Consider the following 18,535-nt stretch of genomic DNA (forward strand, 5'->3'; position numbering starts at 1 on the left):
TCGAGATGCAGCGTTCCTACCTCGACTACGCCATGAGCGTGATCGTGGGTCGTGCGCTGCCCGACGTGCGCGACGGCCTGAAGCCCGTGCACCGCCGTGTGATCTACACGATGTACGACGGCGGATACCGCCCCGACAAGGCCTTCTCGAAGTGCACCCGCGTGATCGGCGACGTGATGGGCCAGTTCCACCCGCACGGCGACATCGCGGTGTACGACTCGCTCGTCCGCCTCGTCCAGCCGTGGTCGCTGCGCTACCCCTGGCCCTCGGCCAGGGCAACTTCGGTTCGCCCGGCAACGACGGCGCAGCAGCCCACCGATACACCGAGACCAAGATGTCCCCGCTCGCCATGGAGATGGTGCGCGACATCGACGAGGACACGGTCGACTTCCAGGACAACTACGACGGTCGCACGCAGGAGCCCACGGTGCTCACGGCGCGGTTCCCGAACCTCCTGGTCAACGGCTCCGTCGGCATCGCGGTCGGCATGGCGACGAACATCCCCCCGCACAACCTCCGCGAGGTCTCCGAAGCCGCGATCTGGCACCTGGAGCACCCGGAGGCGAGCCGCGAGGAGCTGCTCGAAGCGCTCATGGCGCGGGTCAAGGGCCCCGACTTCCCGACGGGCGCGCAGATCCTCGGCACGAAGGGGATCCGCGAGGCCTACCGGACGGGCCGCGGATCCATCACCATGCGCGCGGTGGTCAACATCGAGGAGATCCAGGGCCGTACCTGCCTCGTCGTCACCGAGCTGCCCTACCAGGTCAACCCCGACAACCTCGCGGTGAAGATCGCCGACCTGGTCAAGGAGAACAAGGTCCAGGGCATCGCCGACATCCGCGACGAGACGAGCGGCCGCACCGGCCAGCGCCTCGTGATCGTGCTCAAGCGCGACGCGATCGCGAAGGTCGTGCTGAACAACCTGTACAAGCACACGCAGCTGCAGGAGAACTTCGGCGCGAACATGCTCGCCATCGTCGACGGCGTGCCGCGCACGCTGGCGCTCGACGGCTTCATCACGGCCTGGGCGAAGCACCAGATCGAGGTCATCGTCCGGCGCACCGAGTTCCGCCTGAAGAAGGCCGAGGCCGAGGCCCACATCCAGCGCGGCTACCTCAAGGCGCTCGACGCGCTCGACGAGGTCATCGCCCTGATCCGCCGGTCGCCGACGGTCGAGGAGGCCCGCGAGGGCCTCATGAGCCTGCTCGGCGTCGACCAGATCCAGGCCGATGCCATCCTCGGCCTGCAGCTGCGCCGCCTCGCGGCGCTCGAACGGCAGAAGATCCTCGAGCTCGCGGCGAAGCTCGAGGCGCAGATCGCCGAGTACCAGGGGATCCTGGCCTCGCCCGAGGAGCAGCGCGGCATCGTGGTCACCGAGCTCGGCGAGCTCGTCGCCAAGTACGGCGACGAACGGCGCTCGACGATCCTGCACGGCTTCGACGGCGAGATGTCGATGGAGGACCTGATCCCCGAGGAGGAGATGGTCGTGACCGTCACCCGGGGCGGGTACATCAAGCGCACGCGCATCGACAACTACCGCACGCAGCACCGCGGCGGCAAGGGCGTCAAGGGAGCGGCGCTGCGCGCCGACGACATCGTCGAGCACTTCTTCGTCACCACGACCCACCACTGGCTGCTGTTCTTCACCAACACGGGCCGCGTCTACCGTGCGAAGACGTACGAGGTGCCCGAGGGCGGCCGGGACGCGAAGGGCCAGCACCTCGCGAACCTGCTCGCGCTGGCGCCCGACGAGTCGGTCACGCAGATCCTCGACCTCCGCGAGTTCGAGGCGGATCGGTTCCTGGTCCTCGCGACCCGCGACGGCCTCGTCAAGAAGACGGCGCTGACCGAGTACGACACGAACCGCACGGGCGGCATCATCGCGATCAAGCTCCGCGACGAGGACGAGCTCGTCTCCGCCCTGATCGCGGAGTCCGACGACGATGTGCTGCTCATCTCGAAGCACGGCATGTCGGTGCGCTTCACCGCGTCCGACCAGGCGCTCCGCCCGATGGGCCGCTCGACGAGCGGCGTGCGCGGCATGAACTTCCGCGACGGGGATCAGCTGCTGCAGGCGTCGCGGATCACCGAGGGCGGATACGTGTTCGTCGTCACCGAGGGGGCTACGCCAAACGCACCGCGGTCGATGAGTATCGCGTGCAGAACCGCGGCGGCTTCGGCATCAAGGTGGCGAAGCTCGACGAGGCGCGCGGCGACCTGGTCGGCGGCTTCATCGTCGACGAGGGCGACGAGGTGCTCGCGGTGCTCGCCAGCGGCAAGGTCGTCCGCTCCAACGTCGCCGAGGTTCCCGCCAAGGGCCGGAACACGATGGGAGTCGTCTTTGCGAGATTCCCAGAGCGGGACCGTATTATTGGCATCGCGCGAAACACGGAGCGCGGTCTCGACGACGCCGAGGCCGAGAGCGCGGCCGGTGAGCCGGCCGAGACCGATGCTGCGGAGCACGCAGAAGACAAGGAAAACCTGAATGAGTAACACTGTCGCCGACAAGCTGGCACGAAAGACCCGCAAGAAGGCGCCGTCCAAGCAGGTACGCCTCAAGCTCGTGTACGTCGACTTCTGGTCGGCCGTGAAGTTCTCCTTCCTGGTGTCGGTCTGCTGGGCCATCGTCGGGATCGTGGCGACGGTGCTCGTCTACCTCGTGCTGGTGCAGACGGGCCTGCTGGCCAAGGTCGACTCCCTGTTCATGGACGTCGTGGGCGACAAGAACAGCCTCATGACCTACCTGGGCTTCCCGCAGGTCTTCGGGTTCTCGGTCGTGGTCGGGATCCTGAACATCATCGTGGGTACCGCGCTCGGCGCGGTCGCCTCGCTGATCTACAACCTCCTCACCCGCATCGTCGGCGGTTTCCAGCTGGGCTTCACCAGCAACTGATCGACGCACGGGCTGCAGATCGCGGGCCCCGACGACCCTGCTGGTCGTCGGGGCCCGCGCCGTTTCCCAGCGCGGCACGCGGAGCGGAGTCGACCGATTTGTGTTTTCGGGGAGTGTCCGTGTAAAGTCGTTTCTTGGTCAAGGGGCTATAGCTCAGGCGGTTAGAGCGCTTCACTGATAATGAAGAGGTCCCAGGTTCAAGTCCTGGTAGCCCCACCGAACGGCTCGCGAGAGTCGTTCCGGGTCCTTAACTCAGTTGGTAGAGTGCCTGCTTTGCAAGCAGGATGTCGGGAGTTCGATTCTCCCAGGATCCACGGAAAACGCCCCCGGTTCGCGCCGGGGGCGTTCTGCGTTTCCGGGCGTACGGTGGCGGGGCGCGGCGTCCTCTCGTCGCGGGGCGGCTCGGCATCGGAGCGGCGCAGCCTAGTGCGGGAGCGGACGATCTTCAATATTGAATCGAACCGTCCCCGGCTACTAGAAAGGGGAGGGCACTGAGCCCGCCCCGGTCACGAGCCGGGGTACTCCTTCGAGAGGATCCTCAACGATGAGATCATCATTCCGTCAGCGTTCCATCCGGGCGGCCGTCTGCACCGCAGCGGCGATCGGCCTCCTGGTGGGCTCGGCGACCACCGCCACCGCGGCCGTCGCGGAGCCCTCCACCCCGGTTCCGGTGAATCCGCCGGACGGCACCGTCATGAGCTACGTGGTGAATGCCGGCAAGGCGAACCCGGGCCAGGTGCGCAAGGTCGAGAAGGCCGTCGCCGAGGCGGGCGGCGTCGTCGTCCAGACCTGGCCGGAGATCGGCGTCGTGGTCGCCCAGAGCGACCGCGCCGCGTTCCGCGACCGGGTCAAGGCCGCCGGCAAGAACGCAGTCGAGTCGGTCGGGGCGACCCGCACCGTCGAAGTCTCGGATCGGGTCCAGGGTCCGCAGGTGCCCTGGGGTCCCGGCGCTTCCGGCTGGAAGCAGGGCGGCAAGAACAAGCGCGTCGACGTCGACGAGCCCACCACGCCGGTGCCCGCGAAGGCCGGCGACGCCATGGAGGCCCAGCAGTGGGACATGGCCATGATCAAGTCCGACCAGGCGAACGCGGTCACCGACGGCAGCCGCGAGGTGCTCGTCGGCGTGCTCGATTCCGGCATCGATCCGCAGCACTCCGACCTGGCGCCGAACATCGACGTCGCGAACTCGGTGAACTGCACGGTCGGCGGACGGCCCGACCAGAGCGCGGGCGGCTGGGAGCCGACCACTTCCGACCACGGCACGCACGTGGCCGGCACCATTGCGGCGGCGCGCAACGGCACGGGCATCGTCGGCGTCGCACCGAACGTGCGCCTCGCATCCGTGAAGGTCGTGAACGACGACGGCTTCATCTATCCGGAGTACGCGATCTGCGGCTTCATGTGGGCCTCGCAGCGCGGCATGGACGTGACGAACAACAGCTACTACGTGGATCCCTTCGAGTTCTGGTGCGACGACCAGCCGGATCAGGCCGCGGTGCGCGAGGCGATGGCCCGCGCCGTGAACTGGTCCTCCTCGCGCGGTGTGGTCAACGCGGCCGCCGCGGGCAATTCGGGTCTCGACCTGACCGTGAACACGCGGGACGAGGGCAGCCCCAACGATGCCCCGGCGCCGACGCCGCGCACCATCAACCAGGGCTGCAAGGACATCCCCGCGCAGATCCCCGGCGTCGTCACGGTCTCCTCGGTCACGCAGACCGGTCAGCTCTCCTACTTCTCGAACCGCGGGCTCGGCGAGATCGACGTGGCCGCCCCCGGATCGCGGATCCTGTCGACCCTGCCCGGCGGTGGATACGGCCTGAAGAGCGGTACCTCGATGGCGACGCCGCACGTCGCGGGCGTGCTCGCCCTGATGAAGTCCGCGCACCCGAACCTGACTCCGGCGCAGCTGACGGCGAAGCTCAAGGCGGATGCGACCCCGACGCCCTGCTCGGCGCCCGAGCGCGGCGCCGGCCCGGCCTGCGTGGGCACGACGGCGCAGAACAGCTACTTCGGCTCGGGCCTCGTGAACGCGCTGAAGGCGGTGCAGTAGGGGAGCGAAACCCCGACCGGCGGGGCCGGGATCGCCGTCCGGCGGTCCCGGCCCCGTTGCGCGTTCACGTCCCGTCGGTGCGGCCGGGACGGTCGCGTCGTGGTCCGCGCACCCGCAGGTAGCGCCGGACGGGCCGGAACGCGAGCGCGGCGAAGACGAGCGCGGAGGCGACCCACGGGATCCAGGGATCGTCGTCGTTCGTTGGCAGCAGGAAGAACAGCGCCGCGAGCCCGCCGCAGACGAGCAGCGCGAGCGCGAGCAGCAGCTCGGGAAGCAGGCCGGGCAGCGGCTCCGGGGGACGCTGCGGCATTGCGGCAGCTCCCTCGCTGGACGATCCATCGACGGTCGATCGCCCGGGCGATGTGCCACCGGATCGCTGATCCGCCGCGATCCGGCGCAACAGCGCGATCACGGCGGCGCCGGCACCCAGCACGGTCAGTGCGACGACCGCGAAGAACAGCGGACCGTGCGCGAGGCCCAGGGGCCGCTCCCAGCACCACAGGACCGCTGCACCGACGGCCCCGAGGCCCAGGCCCGCCCCGGCGACCCAGCGCGGGTTCATGGACGTGCGGCGGCTGTGGTGCTGCGGCACAGTCTCTCCTTCGGGATCGGGGCGTGGACGAAACGGAGGAGCGGGCATCTCGATCGTAGCGAGAGTTGGGACCACAACAGGGGCGAGACATCGAGCAAGTCGGAATCAGAGACGAGTTATTCCGACTTAGGTGGTCTAAGGTGAAAAACAAGAGGTGAGGATCTGACTTGGGGAGCGTGAGATGTGGACGGCTTAACCGAGGACGAGGAACCCCGATTCGTCGTGTCGATCGAGAGCCATGCATCGGAGACCGTGGCTTGGCGTCAGCGGCGAAAGGGGGCTCTCGCGAAGATCAGGCCGTTCGCGAGATCGTCGTTAGTCTCCCACCGAAAATCGGTGACTACGAACCGCAGCAGCCCCCGGCAATCGTGTCAGAAGCCGACGAAGCACTCGGCGCGATCGCTCGACTCGACTCCACACACGGATCGCATCTCGCTGCGCTCTCAATGCTGCTGCTGCGTGCTGAATCGGTCGCTTCTTCGAAGATCGAGCAGGTCGAGGCGTCGATGGAGGACTTCGCCAGAGCTTCCCACGGAACGAAGGCAAACGCCTCGGCGACGATGATGGTGGCCTCGGCGAACGCCCTTGACCGGCTCATCCATTCGGTTGGCTTCGACCGCCCCATCACGCTCGACAACGTTTTGGCGGCGCACCGGATCCTGATGGAGAGCGATCCGGTCGAACGACACTATGCGGGGCGCCTGCGCGACATGCAGAACTGGATCGGGGGATCCGACTACTCACCCCTCGGAGCACTGTACGTTCCGCCCCCGCCGGAGACTGTTCCGGGGTACTTGGAAGACCTGCTGGAGTTCGCGAATCGCGATGATGTTCCCGTTCTCGTCCAGGCTGCGGTGGTACATGCCCAGTTCGAATCGATCCACCCCTTCACCGATGGGAACGGACGGATCGGGCGTGCTCTGATCAACACGGTTCTGCGTCGACGCGGAACGACGGCCAGCGTGGTGATTCCGATCGCCTCAGCACTCGTGGCCAGGCGAGAGACGTACTTCGATGTGCTGACCGAGTACCGTCAGGGGGACGTCGGGCCGATAATTCGTGCGATCGCGCAGGCGGCGCGCAGTTCGGCGCAGGAATCGACGACCTCGGCACGCAGACTCGCCGAGATGCCCGGGCAGTGGAGCGACGCCTACGCGGAGACTCACGGAAGGTCTCCGCGAGCGGGGAGTGCCGCGCGCAAGATCCTTGAACGGCTTCCGCGTGAGCCCTTCTTCACGACTGAGGACATGGAAGACACCATCGGAGGCGCCGCTTCATCCGTATACCGGGCGATCGAGCTGCTGGTGGAAGCGGAGATCCTGCGTCCGCTGACGCAGCGGAAGCGGAAGCAGGTGTGGTGCGCCGGATCGATCATCGACGAGCTCGAGGACCTCGGCGCGCGAGTCGCACGAAGTACGGTTCGGGAGCCGGTGTGGAGCGAGCTGCAGCGGCAGATCGCAATCAACTGGGCGAAAATCGCTGGCGGTGGGATTGATCCTGCAGTCATACGCGCGGTCATGCCGGAGTCCGTGCAGGAACTGTACAAGACGGTCTCAGCCGGACTCTTCGCGAGCATGGGAATGCCGACTCCCATTTCTCTCCCGTCAGTGGGATTCGATCTCGAGAAGAACCGGAGGCACATTGGTGTGCCGATCGCTCCGATAGCGAGCCTTCCCGCTTCGGTCACCGAGGCGCTCGAGGCCATTCGTGCGGCTCAGTCCTTCGTTGGATCAGAAGAGGATGAGAAGAGCAGGAAGAGGATCACAGACGTTTCTGATGACATAGGTACCGATGCCGAAGGATGAAACCCACTCCTACACTGGCGATATGACGCACGACGCGCACGCCTGGCAGCCCGACGTCCTCGGTCCGGGTTTCGCGCAGCGCACGATCCCGCTCGGGGAGGACGACGAGGGGCCGCTCGTCGCGACCCTCGTGCGATCGCTGCCCGGCACGGTGCCCTTCACCGATCGGCTGGCCGGCCGCTCGCGGATCGTGCACCCCCTCGCAGGCGTCGATGTGCTCTACGTGCACGGCTGGTCGGACTACTTCTTCCAGCGCGAGCTCGCCGCGTTCTTCACGGGCCGCGGAGCGCGCTTCTTCGCGCTCGACCTCCGCAAGTACGGGCGCAGCCTGCGGCCGGGGCAGACGCCGGGCTTCATCGAGGACCTTGCGCAGTACGACGCCGAGATCGGTGCGGCGCTCGAGATCATGGGGGCCGAGCCCGCGAACGGGGGCGCCGCGTCGTTCGGCGGGAGGCCCCGGCGACTGCTGCTCATGGGCCACTCGACCGGTGGTCTGATCCTCAGCCTGTGGGCCGACCGGCACCCCGGCGTGGCCTCGGGGCTGCTGCTCAACAGCCCGTGGCTCGAGTTCCAGCTGCCGGGCAGGATCCGGGCGAGCATCGCGCCGCTCGTCGATCTCAGCGCCCGGTTCAATCCGCGCGAGTCCGCGCCGCAGTTGGACTTCGGCTACTACACGCGGGCGCAGCGAGCAGTCGCCGACGCGGATCACCCGCTCGAGGTGAACACCGAATGGCGGCCGGAGCAGGCAATGGCGGTGCACGCGGGCTGGCTGCGCGCGATCCTGCGCGGTCACAGCGAGGTCGTCGAGCGCGGACTGCGCATCACGGCCCCCGTCGGCGTGCTGCTGTCGCGCCGGTGGATCTCGCCGCTGCGCTGGAGCGAGGAGCTGACGAGCGTCGACTCGGTGCTCGACGTCGACGAGATCGCGCGCGCGGCCACCCGGCTCGGACCCACCGTGACGATCGAGCGGATCGACGGCGCCCTCCACGACGTGTTCCTCTCGCGGCCGGGCGTGCGGGAGGAGGCCTACCGGCGACTCGAGGCATGGCTGCGCGGCTGGATCGCCGAGATCGGCTGAGCATCGGCCCTCGCGCGAGACAGTAGGCTCAGCACTATGGATATGCGGGTGGCGGCCTACGCGGTGATCGAGCGGCGCGGCTCGATCCTGCTCACGCACTGGCGCCGGGGTCGTATGCACGGGTGGACCCTGCCGGGCGGCGGCATCGAGAACGGCGAGGACCCGCAGCAGACGGTGGTGCGCGAGGTGCTCGAAGAGACCGGGCTCACGGCGAAGACGGGCAAGCTCCTCGGGGTCGACTCGCGGGTGATGATCCGCGAGGAGGTCGAGGACGGGCAGGATCCGCAGCTGCACACGATCCGGATCGTCTATCGCGCGACCGTCGCCGACGGCCCGCTGCGGCACGAGGTCGACGGGTCCTCCGATGAGGCGCGCTGGGTGCCGATCCGCGAGATCCGGTCGCTCAAGACGCTCTCGCTCGTGCAGACCGGGCTGCGCATGGCGGGCATCTCGCTGCGCGGTGCGAACGGCCGGGCGGGATCCCGGCGGTCCCGGCGCTCCGGTGGTGGTGCGGGCAACGGCGCCGCGGCCGCAGGCAACCGTGGATCGCAGCCGAAGAAGGCTGCGGCGGATCCGCAGCAGGGCGGCGAGAACGCTCCGAAGGGCCTCGCGACGAAGACCGCGGCTCCCCGGGGCTCCGGGCAGCAATCCGGCGCTGCGAGGTCGGGCGGACCGCGCCGGGCACAGAAAACAGGTGGGCTCCGCACCGCGGAACCCACCCGGAAGCCCGACTCGGCGACCGATTAGCCGGGCGCCGGGTCCGGCCTACTCGCCGGACTCGGGAGCCACCCAGAGCTCGTCGTCGCTGCGGAACGCCTGCCACAGGGTGTAGCCGACGCCCACCGCCGCGGCGATGCCCAGGCCGAGGGCGATGAACCCGCCGGCGCCGCGCTTCTTCTTCTGCGGGGCCAGGAGGCCGCGCTTCTCGCCGAAGCGGCGCACCTGCTTCGCGCCCTCGGCGTTCTCGAGCTGCTCGAGCGTCCGCACCGTGCTGGCGAGCGCACCGGCGACGAGCGGCGCCGTGGCGCGGCGCACCTGCTCGGATGCGCGGCGGGCGGCGAGGATGCCCCGATCGACCTGCGGCCGAACGGTGGTCATGGCCTCGTTCACCCGCGGGGCCAGGTGCTCGTCGCTCAGGCGACGGGCCTGGGAACCGGCGGCCTGCAGCACCTCCCCGGCGTGGCCGAGCACGATGCGCTGCTCGTCGAGCACGTCTTGCGCGTGGTTGCGCAGTCGACGCAGCTCGCGACGGTTCTTGCGAGTGAGTGACATGGGAACCTCCGATGCTTCCGCAGGGTCGCGTGCCACCCACGCTACACCGAAGCGACGCACAGTGCCTCCCAAAGCGCTGGCCGTAGAATTACTGCCATGACTCTTCACACTGCGGTCGCGACCGTTCACACCAACCACGGCGACATCGTCATCAACCTCTTCGGCGACCACGCTCCGAAGACCGTCAAGAACTTCGTCGACCTGGCGAACAAGGGCTTCTACGACGGGGTCATCTTCCACCGCATCATCAAGGACTTCATGATCCAGGGCGGCGACCCGACCGGCACCGGTACGGGCGGGCCCGGCTACACCTTCGACGACGAGATCCACCCGGAGCTCCGCTTCACCGAGCCCTACCAGCTGGCCATGGCCAACGCGGGCAAGCGCCCCGACATGACGGGCCGCCTCGCGGGCACCAACGGCTCGCAGTTCTTCATCACCACGATCGCTCCGGCGTGGCTGGACGGCAAGCACACCATCTTCGGCGCGGTCGCCGACGATGCTTCGAAGGCCGTCGTGGACGCCATCGAGGGCGTGCAGACCGGTGCGATGGATCGCCCCGTCGAGGACGTCGTCATCACCGGCGTCGACATCGTCGAGGCCTGAGGCGTGAGCTCGGGCGGGTCGCGGCCGGAGTTCGGCGAGCGCGCGGAGTACGGTCCGAACGACGTCTGCTATCGGCATCCCGACTCGCCCAGCTTCACCCTCTGCCAACGCTGCGGTCGCACCATCTGCGCGCAGTGCCAGACGAACGCCCCCGTCGGCGTGCTGTGCCCCGAGTGCATGCGCGAGCTCCGCGGGGGCGCTCGCGCGTCCGGGCTCGGCCCGGGGCGCACGCAGCACCGCGCCGCCCGCAGGGTCACGGTGATGGGCCGGCGGCTCGCGGCGACCGACGCACCCGTGGTCACCTACGGGATCATGATCGCCTGCGTGGTGGTGTGGGCGCTGCAGATGCTCATCCCGGGATTCACGCAGGAGCTCTGGTTCGCCCCGGCGCACGCGCTGCCCCAGATGTACGAGCCGTGGCGTTTCGTGACGGCGATGTTCACGCACTCCACGGGCAGCATCTTCCATATCCTCTTCAACATGCTGACGCTGTGGCTGTTCGGGCGCAATCTCGAACAGCTGCTCGGCCGGATGCCGTTCCTCTGGCTCTACCTCTTCTCGGGCATCGGCGGTGCGATCGGCTCGATGCTGTGGGCCTACGCCGATCCGGCAGCGGTCGTCGTGCCGACGGTCGGGGCCTCCGGTGCGATCTTCGGCGTCATGGGTGCGACGCTCGTGGCGTTCCGCGCGGCCGGCGTCAGCATCACCTCGCTCGCGGTGCTCATCGCGATCAACGTCGGCATCGGGTTCATCCCGGGGAACAGCGTCTCCTGGCAGGCCCATCTCGGCGGCCTCGCCGTGGGCGCGCTCACGATGTGGGTCCTCGTGCAGACCCGCGGCCCGCGTCGCAGGGGGCGCGGATCGGTGGATTGATCGGCATCGCCGCGCTGCTCATCGGTCTCACGTTCGCCTACTTCGTCGTGTCGCCGGTCCCGTCCCAGGCTCTGTTCTGACCTGGTCAGGGCGCGATTCCGAGATCCTGCACCCCGAAAAATCACACCGGTGTAGTTCCTCCCCAGTTGGGGAGAAAACTGTGGATAAGTCTGGGTGTTAACGCTCCTGACGAGTGTGGTTCGGGCCCGGACCCGACGGAGACCGATACGAAAAGGCCGCCCACTGCATCTCAGGATGCGGCGGGCGGCCTTTTCGTATCGGTGGGGGCTACTTCCACCAGGGGGTCATGAGGAAGCCGACGAGCACGAGGCCGAAGCCGACGAAGATGTTGGCCTGACCGAGCATGGGGATCGGGAGCTGCAGCGAGGAGCTGGTGATGTAGTAGAGCACGATCCAGAGCAGACCGAGCAGCATGAAGCCGAACATGACCGGCTTGAACCAGACCGGGTTCGGGGCGTCCTCGCGGGCCTCGCGCGCTTCGGCACGGGTGCGCGTCACCTGGGACGCCTTGCGCTTGCTCACATCTTTTGCAGCTGCTGCCATGCCCAAGAGTCTATCCGGTAACCGGCGGGGACCCGCTGATATTCCCGTTCGCACTAAAGGTGCCGAAGACACTAAGATGGATCGCGGAGGTTAAAGTCATCATGACCAGAAGTTCCGGGATCGACGTGGCCGTGTCCACCGCGATCCTCACCCTGCGCCGGACCGAGCGCGGCGTCGTGCTCTCGCTGCCGCTCGTGCGCCGCACTCGCGAACCGTTCGCCGATCGCTGGGCGCTGCCGGGCGGCTGGCTGACCGCGACCGAGGCGCCGGTGGGCGCCGCGGCACGCACGCTCGCCGAGACGACGGGCCTCGCGCCCAGCTACCTGGAGCAGCTCTACGCCTTCGGCGCCGTCGATCGCTCACCCAGCCGCGTTGTGTCGATCGTCTACTGGGCGCTGCTGCGCTCCGACCAGGTCGACGCGCAGAGCGCCGAGTACCGGCGCACGGGCCTCGCACCCGAGAACGTCCGCTGGTTCGATGCCGACGACCTGCCGCCCCTGGCGTTCGACCACGCGCAGATCATCGAGTACGCGCTGTGGCGCCTGCGCAACAAGGTCGGCTACAGCCGAGTCGCCCAGGGCTTCCTGCCCGAGGAGTTCACGCTCGCCGAACTGCGCGAGGCCGTCGAGACGATCCTCGGTCGCAGGCTCGATCCGGCGAACTTCCGCCGCCAGGTCGAGTCGAGCGGCACGCTGATCGCCACCGACGACTTCCGCACCGGGAACCACCGGCCCGCGCGACTCTACCGATCCAGCCCCGACGCCGAGCTGGCCGACCGCGGCCCCCTCTCCTCCGAAGAAATGAGCCTCCGATGAGCACCCCAGTCTCCCTCGATCCCTCCGTCGACCACCGGATCCTCGAACTCGTCGGTGCGGGCGACGACGGCGTCTGCAGCACCGATCTGGCCGCGGGGCCGTGGACCTTCGACGCGGTCCCCGGCTACGGCCCGGGATCGTCCATGGGCGATGTGATCCCGACGGGTTCGCCCCGGCAGGGCGAACTGCCCGCGGCATACCGGGAGGCCGACGAGGCCGAGCTGGAGGCGCGGATCCTTGCCGCGCGCGAGACCCTGGGCGACCGGGTCGTCGTGCTCGGGCACTTCTATCAGCGCGAGGAGGTCGTGCGGCACGCGGACTACGTCGGCGACTCCTACCAGCTCGCCGTCGCGGCGAAGCGGCACCCCGAGGCCGAGGCGATCGTGTTCTGCGGGGTGCACTTCATGGCGGAGACCGCCGACCTGCTCTCGGGCCCCGAGCAGGCCGTGATCCTGCCCAACCTCGCGGCCGGCTGCTCGATGGCCGACATGGCCGACATCGATCAGGTCGAGGAGTGCTGGGAACAACTCGCCGAGGTGCTCGGCCCGCTCGATGCGCCGGACGCCGACGGGCTCCTTCCGGTGGTCCCGGTCACGTACATGAACTCCTCGGCCGCCATCAAGGGCTTCGTGGGCCGCAACGGCGGGATCGTGTGCACCTCGTCGAACGCGCGGACGGTGCTCGAGTGGGCGTTCGCGCGCGGACGCCGCGTGCTGTTCTTCCCGGATCAGCACCTGGGCCGCAACACCGCGAAGGAGATGGGCGTCGGACTCGACCGCATGCCCATGTGGAACCCGCACCGCCCGTTCGGCGGCTCCTCGGCCGAGACGCTGCGCGACGCGCGCGTGATCCTGTGGCATGGCTTCTGCTCGGTGCACCGCCGGTTCACGACCGCGCAGATCGACCGGGCCCGCGCCGAGCACCCCGGGGTCCGCGTGATCGTGCATCCCGAGTGCCCGATGGAGGTCGTCGACGCCGCCGATGAGGCCGGGTCCACCGCCTACATCCGCGAGGCGATCGAGGCGGCGACCGAACCCGCGACCTTCGCGATCGGCACCGAGATCAACCTGGTGCGGCGCCTCGCGGCGCAGCACCCGCAGCACGAGATCTTCTGCCTGGATCCCGTCGTCTGCCCCTGCTCCACGATGTACCGGATCCACCCCGGGTATCTCGCCTGGGTGCTGGAGGAGCTCGTCGCCGGGCGCACGGTGAACCGGATCGAGGTGCCGCCCGCGGTCGCGGATCCGGCGCGCGTCGCGCTCGAGCGCATGCTGGCTGCGCGGCCGTGAGGGCGGTCGTCGTCGGTTCCGGCGTCGCCGGGTTGACCGCGGCGCTGCGCGCCGACGAGCTGGGCCACGAGGTGGTGCTCGTGACGAAGGGCGCGCTCGTCGACGGGTGCACCGCCGCGGCGCAGGGCGGGATCGCGGGCGCGTACGGGCCGGGCGATTCCCCGGAGCTGCACGCGATCGACACCCTGCGCGCCAGCGCCGGGCACGGGGATCCCGCCGCGGTCGCCGCGCTGACGGCGGGCGCGTGCGCCGCGATCGAGCGCCTCGTCTCGCTGGGAACGCGCTTCGACCGCGACGCGGCGGGTGGCATCGCGCGCGGGCTCGAGGCGGCGCACACCCTGCCGCGCATCGCGCACGCCGGCGGCGATGCGACGGGGGCCGAGATCTCGCGGGCGCTGCTCGATGCGCTGCGCGCACGCCCCCGGGTCGTGCTGCGCACCGGCGCGATGCTCGCCGAGCTGTTGGTGGAACGGGGCGGCGGCGCAGCCCCGCACGTCGCGTACGCGGGATCCGCCTGGTCTCGGGCGAAGAGGTCGAAGCCGACGCGGTGGTGCTCGCCACGGGTGGCGCCGGGCAGCTGTTCTCGCCCACCACGAACCCGGTCGGGGCCACGGGCGACGGGATCGCCGCGGCGCTCCGGGCGGGGGTCCGGGTCGCGGACCTGGAATTCGTGCAGTTCCACCCGACGGTGCTGGCAGCGGGCGAGCCGTTCCTGCTGACCGAGGCGCTGCGCGGCGCCGGCGCTCTGCTGCTGGACGCCGGCGGGCGGAGGTTCCTGCTCGACGAGCATCCCGATGCCGAGCTCGCACCGCGCGACGTGGTGGCGCGCGCGGTGGCCGCCCGTGCCGCCGAGACGGGCGGACCCGTCCGCCTCGATGCGACGGCGCTCGGCGCCGAAGCGCTCGCGCGGCGATTCCCCACGGTGGATCGGGAGCTGCGTCGGCGCGGGATCGACTGGTCCCGCGAGGCCGTTCCCGTGACGCCGGCCGAGCACTACCTGATGGGCGGCGTCGAGACCGACGCCTGCGGTCGCACCTCGCTGCCGGGGCTCTTCGCCGTGGGCGAGACCGCGCGCACCGGCGTGCACGGCGCCAACCGGCTGGCCTCGAACTCGCTGCTCGAGGGAGCCGTGTTCGGCGCACGGGCGGCGGAGGCGCTGGACGACGAGCTCCGGTCGAGCGGGGCACGATGGAACGATCACCGGCCGGACGCGCCGCGCCCCGAGGCAGAGGCCGCGCACGCCGCGGGTCCCACGGCCAGCGCCCCGGCGGGCGGCCCCCGCTTCTCGCGGGGCGCCCTGCAAGCGCTCATGTGGGAGCACGCCGGGCTGCTGCGCACCGGGGCCGGCCTGGCCGAGGCCGCTCGGGTGCTCGACGGCTGGGCGGCCGCGGAGACCGCGAAGGCCGCGAAGGTCGCAGCACCCGCGCCGGGCGACGGGCAGGCCCGGGAGGACGCCAACCTGCTGCGGCTCGCCCGGGCCACCGTCGCCGCGGCTCGCGCCCGCACCGGATCCCTCGGGGCCCACCACCGACTCGACGACGGAGCCGAGGCGCTCCGTCCCGCACCCGAACCGATCGGAGCACGATGATCCCGCAGCCCATTCTGACCCGCACCGTGCAGGCCGCGCTCGAGGAGGACGCGCCCTGGGGCGACCTAACCAGCACGGCGTTCCTGCCCGAGGACGCGCACGCCACGGCGGACCTCGTCGCGCGAGAACCCGGGGTGTTCAGCGGGGGCGACGTGTTCGCGGCGGCGTTCGCCCTCACCGACCCGGGGATCGCCGTCGAGCTGCGCGCGGCCGACGGCTACCGGTTCGGGGCCGGGGAGGCGCTCGCCTCGGTCTCCGGACCGGCCCGCGGGATCCTCACCGCCGAGCGGGTCGCGCTGAACTTCGCCCAGCGCATGAGCGGGATCGCGACGGTCACCGCCGAGTACGCGGCTGCCGTCGCGGGCACCGGCGCGCGCATCGCCGACACCCGCAAGACCACGCCGGGTCTGCGCGCCTTCGAGCGGCACGCGGTGCGAAGCGGAGGCGGCAGCAACCACCGGCGCACCCTGTCGGACGCGGTCATGGCGAAGGACAACCACCTCGCGGTGCTGCGCGCCCGGGGCCTCGACCTCGCCGAAGCGCTGCGCGCCGGCATCGCCCGGCTGCCCCACACCACCCACGTGGTGGTGGAGGTCGACCGGCTCGACCAGATCGAAGCGGCCCTGGCCGGGGGCGCGCACACCGTGATGCTCGACAACTTCTCGCTCGACGACCTCCGGGCGGGTGTCGAGCGCATCGCCGGCCGCGCCCTGGTCGAGGCCTCGGGCGGCGTGCACCTCGGCACCGTGCGCGCCATCGCCGAGACCGGCGTCGACGTCATCTCGGTCGGTGCGCTCACCCACTCGGCCCGCGCGCTCGACCTGGGCCTGGACGTGCGGATCGACTGATGCTCTACGCCGACCACGCCGCGACCTCCCCGATCCGGCCGGAGGTGCTCAACGCCATGCGTCCGGCGCTGACCGGCGCATTCGGCAACCCCTCGAGCCGCCACACGGCCGGCGAAGCGGCGGCCGCGCTGCTCGAGGACGCCCGGCGCCGGGTCGCGCGCGTGCTCGGGGTGCGCACCGGCGACGTGGTCTTCACCGCCGGAGGAACCGAGGCCAACAACCTCGCGCTCAAGGGCATCGCGCTCGGAACCGGGGCGGACCGCGTGCTCACGACGCCGATCGAGCACGAATCGGTCCTCGCCTCCCTCGACTACCTCGAACGGTTCCACGGGGTGCGCGGCACCCGGATCCCCGTCGATCCGACGGGCCGGCTCGCACCGGCGGCGCTCGACGCGGCGCTCGACGCGACGGACGGGCCGGGCAGTCCGGACAGTCCGGCGCTCGTGAGCGTCGCGCACGCGAACAACGAGGTCGGCACCGTGCAGGACGCTGCGGCGCTCGTCGCCGTGGCGCGGCAGCGCGGCGCGCTCGTGCACCTCGATGCCGTGCAGTCGGCCGGATGGCTGGCGCTCGACGGGATCGGCGCCGACGCGGTCTCGATCGCCGGCCACAAGCTCGGTGCGCCGAAGGGGATCGGCGCCCTCGCGGTACGAGGTCGGGTGCCGGTCGAGCCGCTCGTGCACGGCGGCGGGCAGGAGCGCGGACGGCGCTCGGGCACCGAGAACGTCGCGGGAGCGGTCGGGCTCGCCATCGCGCTGGAACTCGCCGAGGCCGAGCGGGAGGCCGTCGTCGCCCGCGTCGGGGACGCGACCGCCCGCTTCGCGCGCGCGGTCCTCCGGCTCGTGCCCGGCGCATCGCCCACGGGAGATCCCGCCTTCGGCGACCCGGCCCGCAGGCTGCCCGCCACGGCGAGCTTCACCCTGGCCGGCGTGAGCGGCGAGTCGGTGCTCCTCGAGCTCGAGCGCCGCGGCATCGTCTCGTCGAGCGGATCCGCGTGCGCCGCGGGCAGCGACGAGCCCTCGCACGTGCTGCTCGCCTGCGGGATCGATCCCGTGGTGGCGCAGACCGCGATCCGCTTCACCTTCGGCCGCGCGCCCGTCGCGGACCCCGAGGGGCTCGCGGCGCTCGTCGCCGCCTCCGTCGAGGCCGTCGTCGGGCGGTGACCGCCGGGCCGGGGACGTTCCGCGAGGACACAGGAGCCGCAAAGGACCCGTGCACGTCGCGCCCGTAGAATGAGCGAATGGTCGATCCCTCCGATTCGCGGCGCGCACGTCGCGAGCAGCGCGCGTCGCAGCCCCGACGCGACCCCGATCTCGACGCCGTGCGCTCGCTCGGCTTCGAGGTCGAGGAGCCGCCCGGGCAGGCGGTTCCGCGCGCGAAGGCCTCCGGCGGAGCGGCCGCGGGCCGGGGCCGCACGCGCCGTCGCGGGCGGCTGAGCCCGCTCACGGTCATCGGCGAGCTCCTGCTCGTCGCAGGCATCGCGGTGTTCGGCTACCTCGTCTGGCAGCCCTGGCACACCGGCCTCGCCGTCGTCGACAAGCAGGCCGGCCTCTCGGCCGACGACTCGGCCAAGTGGCGCGAGCAGGCGGCCGAGCAGCCCAAGTGGGACGGCAAGGTGCCGGTCGTGCCGAAGCCCGAAGCCGCGCAGGTGTTCGGCGTGCTCTACGTGCCCGCCTTCGGCAAGACCTACGCCAACCGGATGGCCGAGACCACCGACTGGTGGACCGTGCTCAACCTCGACGAGAAGGGCATCGGCCACTACGAGAACACGCAGATGCCGGGCCAGCCCGGCAACTTCGTCGTGGCGGGCCACCGCTCGGGCCCGCTCATCAACTCGTTCCGCGAGATCATGAACCTGCGCGTGGGCGATCCGCTGTACGTGGAGACCGCGCAGGGCTGGTACACGTACCGCTTCCGCAACGTCGAGTACGTGCTGCCGAACGAGACCGACGTGCTCAACCCCTTCCCGCGGCTCGAGGGCACCCCGGGCAAGGACCAGATCATGACCCTGACCACCTGCCACCCGAAGCTCGCGGGCAGCGCGGAGCGCGCCATCGGCTACGCGGTGTTCGAGGGCTTCCAGCCCCTGTCCGAGGGCCGCCGGCCGCGCTCGCCAAGGTCAATCCCGAGGTCGCGAAGCAGTCGAAGGATCCGAACGCCCCCGCCGGCAACCCCGTCGAGCACGCGGCCTCGCAGATCGGAAAGGTGGGCTGATGTTCTCCCTGCTCTGGCGCTTCTTCCCCGGCCCCGCGTGGCTCCGCA

The 18,535-nt window shown here is 70.3% G+C and carries 15 protein-coding genes, 2 tRNA genes and 3 pseudogenes; 17 read left to right on the top strand and 3 right to left on the bottom strand.

The window, feature by feature from the left end; translation table 11 throughout:
- Positions 1-5 precede the first annotated feature (5 nt).
- The 5 genes and pseudogenes from gyrA (at position 6) to AB3K78_RS14430 (ending at position 4,943) form a co-directional block, all read left to right on the top strand.
- A pseudogene (gyrA, locus tag AB3K78_RS14410) lies at positions 6-2,493 on the top strand (DNA gyrase subunit A).
- A complete protein-coding gene (locus AB3K78_RS14415) occupies positions 2,486-2,893 on the top strand; it encodes a DUF3566 domain-containing protein (protein WP_416444361.1) in 408 nt (135 codons plus the stop codon). Before gyrA ends, AB3K78_RS14415 begins: the two are co-directional and overlap by 8 nt.
- Positions 2,894-3,035: 142 nt before the next feature.
- Positions 3,036-3,109, top strand: a tRNA-Ile gene (locus tag AB3K78_RS14420).
- 25 nt (positions 3,110-3,134) lie between these two features.
- Positions 3,135-3,207 (top strand) — tRNA-Ala (locus AB3K78_RS14425).
- 230 nt (positions 3,208-3,437) lie between these two features.
- Positions 3,438-4,943: a S8 family peptidase gene (locus AB3K78_RS14430; protein ID WP_416444363.1), complete on the top strand. Its 1,506-nt coding sequence runs from the start codon at positions 3,438-3,440 to the stop codon at positions 4,941-4,943.
- Positions 4,944-5,007: 64 nt separating this feature from the next.
- On the opposite strand, the gene AB3K78_RS14435 is transcribed toward AB3K78_RS14430, so the two are convergent.
- Positions 5,008-5,535: a hypothetical protein gene (locus tag AB3K78_RS14435; protein WP_416444365.1), complete on the bottom strand. Its 528-nt coding sequence runs from the start codon at positions 5,533-5,535 to the stop codon at positions 5,008-5,010.
- Between the two features lie 368 nt (positions 5,536-5,903).
- Between AB3K78_RS14435 and AB3K78_RS14440 the strand changes: the two genes are divergently transcribed.
- Genes AB3K78_RS14440 through AB3K78_RS14450 form a run of 3 tightly spaced genes read left to right on the top strand, consistent with a single transcriptional unit; the run spans position 5,904 to position 9,165 of the window.
- Positions 5,904-7,340: a Fic family protein gene (locus AB3K78_RS14440; protein WP_416444367.1), complete on the top strand. Its 1,437-nt coding sequence runs from the start codon at positions 5,904-5,906 to the stop codon at positions 7,338-7,340.
- A gap of 22 nt (positions 7,341-7,362) precedes the next feature.
- A complete protein-coding gene (locus AB3K78_RS14445) occupies positions 7,363-8,418 on the top strand; it encodes an alpha/beta hydrolase (RefSeq protein WP_416444369.1) in 1,056 nt (351 codons plus the stop codon).
- Positions 8,419-8,454: 36 nt separating this feature from the next.
- Positions 8,455-9,165 (top strand): NUDIX hydrolase, encoded by a 711-nt coding sequence (locus AB3K78_RS14450; RefSeq protein WP_416444371.1) that lies wholly within the window; start codon positions 8,455-8,457, stop codon positions 9,163-9,165.
- A gap of 18 nt (positions 9,166-9,183) precedes the next feature.
- Here the strand turns inward: AB3K78_RS14450 and AB3K78_RS14455 are convergent, their stop codons facing one another.
- Complete coding sequence (locus tag AB3K78_RS14455; protein WP_416444373.1) at positions 9,184-9,690, bottom strand: DNA/RNA helicase; 507 nt, start codon at positions 9,688-9,690, stop codon at positions 9,184-9,186.
- Between the two features lie 96 nt (positions 9,691-9,786).
- Between AB3K78_RS14455 and AB3K78_RS14460 the strand changes: the two genes are divergently transcribed.
- The gene (locus AB3K78_RS14460) at positions 9,787-10,296 is read left to right on the top strand and encodes a peptidylprolyl isomerase (RefSeq protein WP_416444375.1); all 510 of its coding nucleotides are present in this window, start codon (positions 9,787-9,789) and stop codon (positions 10,294-10,296) included.
- Between the two features lie 3 nt (positions 10,297-10,299).
- On the top strand, positions 10,300-11,169 hold the full coding sequence (locus AB3K78_RS14465; protein WP_416444377.1) for a rhomboid family intramembrane serine protease: 870 nt from the start codon (positions 10,300-10,302) through the stop codon (positions 11,167-11,169).
- A 288-nt stretch (positions 11,170-11,457) separates the two neighbouring features.
- On the opposite strand, the gene AB3K78_RS14470 is transcribed toward AB3K78_RS14465, so the two are convergent.
- Complete coding sequence (locus AB3K78_RS14470) at positions 11,458-11,733, bottom strand: cell division protein CrgA (protein ID WP_416444379.1); 276 nt, start codon at positions 11,731-11,733, stop codon at positions 11,458-11,460.
- 101 nt (positions 11,734-11,834) lie between these two features.
- Between AB3K78_RS14470 and AB3K78_RS14475 the strand changes: the two genes are divergently transcribed.
- The 7 genes and pseudogenes from AB3K78_RS14475 to AB3K78_RS14505 form a co-directional block, all read left to right on the top strand.
- Positions 11,835-12,548 (top strand): NUDIX hydrolase, encoded by a 714-nt coding sequence (locus tag AB3K78_RS14475; RefSeq protein ID WP_416444381.1) that lies wholly within the window; start codon positions 11,835-11,837, stop codon positions 12,546-12,548.
- Positions 12,545-13,837, top strand: a complete 1,293-nt coding sequence (gene nadA, locus AB3K78_RS14480) for a quinolinate synthase NadA (RefSeq protein ID WP_416444383.1) — start codon at positions 12,545-12,547, stop codon at positions 13,835-13,837. Before AB3K78_RS14475 ends, nadA begins: the two co-directional genes overlap by 4 nt.
- Positions 13,834-14,894: pseudogene (locus tag AB3K78_RS14485) on the top strand (FAD-binding protein); the annotation flags it as partial. The gene nadA and the pseudogene AB3K78_RS14485, both read left to right, overlap by 4 nt.
- A gap of 252 nt (positions 14,895-15,146) precedes the next feature.
- Complete coding sequence (locus AB3K78_RS14490) at positions 15,147-15,425, top strand: hypothetical protein (RefSeq protein ID WP_416447369.1); 279 nt, start codon at positions 15,147-15,149, stop codon at positions 15,423-15,425.
- The gene (gene nadC, locus AB3K78_RS14495; RefSeq protein ID WP_416444385.1) at positions 15,422-16,273 is read left to right on the top strand and encodes a carboxylating nicotinate-nucleotide diphosphorylase; all 852 of its coding nucleotides are present in this window, start codon (positions 15,422-15,424) and stop codon (positions 16,271-16,273) included. Before AB3K78_RS14490 ends, nadC begins: the two co-directional genes overlap by 4 nt.
- Positions 16,273-17,436: a cysteine desulfurase family protein gene (locus tag AB3K78_RS14500; protein ID WP_416444387.1), complete on the top strand. Its 1,164-nt coding sequence runs from the start codon at positions 16,273-16,275 to the stop codon at positions 17,434-17,436. Before nadC ends, AB3K78_RS14500 begins: the two co-directional genes overlap by 1 nt.
- A 77-nt stretch (positions 17,437-17,513) precedes the next feature.
- Positions 17,514-18,299: pseudogene (locus AB3K78_RS14505) on the top strand (class E sortase); the annotation flags it as partial.
- Between the last annotated feature and the right edge of the window lie 236 nt (positions 18,300-18,535).

Source organism: Leucobacter sp. HNU (assembly GCF_047946755.1).
Classification (GTDB): Bacteria; Actinomycetota; Actinomycetes; order Actinomycetales; family Microbacteriaceae; genus Leucobacter.

Coding starts and splice junctions, on each gene's coding strand:
- nadC (WP_416444385.1), top strand. CDS start 15,422: ATGATCCCGCAGCCCATTCTGACCCGCACCGTGCAGGCCGCGCTCGAG.
- AB3K78_RS14500 (WP_416444387.1), top strand. CDS start 16,273: ATGCTCTACGCCGACCACGCCGCGACCTCCCCGATCCGGCCGGAGGTG.
- AB3K78_RS14445 (WP_416444369.1), top strand. CDS start 7,363: ATGACGCACGACGCGCACGCCTGGCAGCCCGACGTCCTCGGTCCGGGT.
- AB3K78_RS14450 (WP_416444371.1), top strand. CDS start 8,455: ATGGATATGCGGGTGGCGGCCTACGCGGTGATCGAGCGGCGCGGCTCG.
- AB3K78_RS14475 (WP_416444381.1), top strand. CDS start 11,835: ATGACCAGAAGTTCCGGGATCGACGTGGCCGTGTCCACCGCGATCCTC.
- nadA (WP_416444383.1), top strand. CDS start 12,545: ATGAGCACCCCAGTCTCCCTCGATCCCTCCGTCGACCACCGGATCCTC.
- AB3K78_RS14490 (WP_416447369.1), top strand. CDS start 15,147: ATGTGGGAGCACGCCGGGCTGCTGCGCACCGGGGCCGGCCTGGCCGAG.
- AB3K78_RS14460 (WP_416444375.1), top strand. CDS start 9,787: ATGACTCTTCACACTGCGGTCGCGACCGTTCACACCAACCACGGCGAC.
- AB3K78_RS14415 (WP_416444361.1), top strand. CDS start 2,486: ATGAGTAACACTGTCGCCGACAAGCTGGCACGAAAGACCCGCAAGAAG.
- AB3K78_RS14470 (WP_416444379.1), bottom strand. CDS start 11,733: ATGGCAGCAGCTGCAAAAGATGTGAGCAAGCGCAAGGCGTCCCAGGTG.
- AB3K78_RS14455 (WP_416444373.1), bottom strand. CDS start 9,690: ATGTCACTCACTCGCAAGAACCGTCGCGAGCTGCGTCGACTGCGCAAC.
- AB3K78_RS14430 (WP_416444363.1), top strand. CDS start 3,438: ATGAGATCATCATTCCGTCAGCGTTCCATCCGGGCGGCCGTCTGCACC.